This is a genomic window from Streptacidiphilus sp. MAP5-3 (assembly GCF_041262505.1).
Taxonomy (GTDB): domain Bacteria; phylum Actinomycetota; class Actinomycetes; order Streptomycetales; family Streptomycetaceae; genus Streptacidiphilus.
Genome location: NZ_JBGCCL010000076.1, coordinates 1 through 1,059 on the forward strand (window position 1 = coordinate 1; position 1,059 = coordinate 1,059).

Below are 1,059 nucleotides of genomic sequence, written 5' to 3' on the forward strand. Positions count from 1 at the left end.
CTAGCTGTATTGATCCGCAGCGTTGTTGACTCGGCTGATGGGGGTTTGGCCTCCGAGTGCGGTGTGACAGCGATGGTAGTTGTAGCGGTGGAGGAAGCCGGGTAGCGCGTTCGCTCGTTCCTGGTTTGTCGCGTAGGGGCGGAGGTAGGCCCATTCGTCGGCCAGGGTGCGGTGGAAGCGCTCGACCTTGCCGTTTGTCTGCGGGCGGTAGGGGCGCGTGCGTTTGTGGACGATCCCGGCCGCGTGGAGGGTGTCGCGCCAGGCGTGGGACTTGTAGCAGGAGCCGTTGTCGGTCAGCACCCGTTCGACGGTGATTCCGAGGTCGGCGAAGAAGGCCTGGGCGCGGGTCCAGAACGCGGTGGCGGTGTGTTTGCGCTCGTCGGCCAGGATCTCGGTGTAGGCCAGCCGGGTGTGGTCGTCGAGGGCGGTGTGGAGGAAGCCGTAGCCGATCCTGGGACTGCCGCTCGCGGTGCGGTCCATGGTCGTGGCCAGTCTGTGGGCCTCGCCGGCCTGGCGGTCGATGACCCGGTGGCCGCCGCCGTCGGGGATGTTGCCGAGTTTCTTGATGTCGACGTGGACGAGCTCGCCCGGGCGGGAACGTTCGTAGCGGCGGATGACCTGGCCGGTGGGGCGGTCCAGGTGGGACAGGCGGTTGAGTCCGTGGCGGACCAGGACGCGGTGGACGGTGGAAGCGGGCAGGCCCAGGATGGGTCCGATGCGGGCCGGCCCGAGTTTGCGTTCGGTCCGCAGCCGACAGACTCGCGCCTCGGTGTCGGGGACGGTCCGGTGCGGGGTGGTGTGCGGGCGGCTCGGGCGGTCCTCCAGCCCGGCCTCGCCTTCCTCGCGCCACCGGCGGACCCACTTGTGGGCGGTGGCGCGGGAGACGCCCATCTCCGCGGCGACGTGCGCGACAGGACGGCCCGCCTGGACCCGCTCGATCAGGAGTCGCCTTCCGAACACGGTCAACCGGGCATTACGGTGGGACACGAAGACCTCCGTGTGTGCGGTGAAGCCTAGACACCTCCACCACACCGGAGGTCTTCGTCATGATCAAGCCCC

General features: G+C 69.1%; 1 protein-coding gene. It reads right to left on the minus strand.

The window, feature by feature from the left end; translation table 11 throughout:
- Complete coding sequence (locus ABH928_RS36485; RefSeq protein WP_370073058.1) at positions 1–987, minus strand: IS481 family transposase; 987 nt, start codon at positions 985–987, stop codon at positions 1–3.
- Between the last annotated feature and the right edge of the window lie 72 nt (positions 988–1,059).